This is a genomic window from Pseudomonas sp. NPDC098740 (genome assembly GCF_044760065.1).
GTDB classification, from domain to species: Bacteria; Pseudomonadota; Gammaproteobacteria; order Pseudomonadales; family Pseudomonadaceae; genus Aquipseudomonas; species Aquipseudomonas rossensis.
This window is the reverse complement of sequence record NZ_JBIWAM010000045.1, coordinates 5,125-6,019: the sequence shown is the minus strand read 5'-3', so window position 1 is coordinate 6,019 and position 895 is coordinate 5,125. Positions and strand designations below refer to the sequence as shown.

Here is an 895-nt window from a genome sequence, read left to right as displayed (position 1 = left end):
CCTGTTCATCGGCAAAGAGGAAGCGAGCCTACGCGAAATTCACGAAGCGTTGCAGCAGACATATTGCCGCACCATCGGCGCTGAATTTACGCATATCACCGATTCCGAGCAGCGCCAGTGGTTCCAGCAGCGTCTGGAAAGCGTGCGCGGCCGTCCAACGTACTCCGCCGACATCAAGAGCCACTTGCTCGAGCGCGTCACCGCCGGCGAAGGTCTGGAAAAATACCTGGGTACCAAATACCCGGGTACCAAGCGTTTCGGTCTGGAAGGCGGCGAGAGCCTGATTCCGATGCTCGACGAGCTGATCCAGCGTTCCGGTTCCTACGGCACCAAGGAAATCGTTATCGGCATGGCCCACCGTGGTCGTCTGAACGTGCTGGTCAACACCTTCGGCAAGAACCCGCGCGAGCTGTTCGACGAGTTTGAAGGCAAGAAGAAGGTCGAGCTGGGTTCCGGTGACGTCAAGTATCACCAGGGCTTCTCGTCCAACGTGATGACCACCGGCGGTGAAGTTCACCTGGCGATGGCGTTCAACCCGTCCCACCTGGAAATCGTATCTCCAGTGGTTGAGGGTTCGGTTCGCGCCCGTCAGGATCGTCGCAACGACCCTACCGGCGAGAAGGTTCTGCCGATCTCCATCCACGGTGACGCGGCATTCGCCGGTCAAGGTGTGGTGATGGAAACCTTCCAGATGTCGCAGACCCGCGGTTTCAAGACCGGCGGCACCGTGCACATCGTGATCAACAACCAGGTCGGTTTCACCATCAGCAACCCGCTGGACTCGCGCTCCACCGAGTACGCGACGGACGTTGCGAAGATGATCCAGGCGCCGATCCTCCATGTGAATGGTGATGAGGCGGAAGCCGTGTTGTTCGTGACCCTGCTGGCCATCGAC

The 895-nt window shown here is 59.4% G+C and carries 1 protein-coding gene; it reads left to right on the top strand.

What is annotated here, in order from left to right; translation table 11 throughout:
- Positions 1-895 (top strand): thiamine pyrophosphate-dependent enzyme (locus tag ACIQU2_RS28525; RefSeq protein ID WP_403145881.1); only part of this gene is annotated, 895 nt, incomplete at both ends.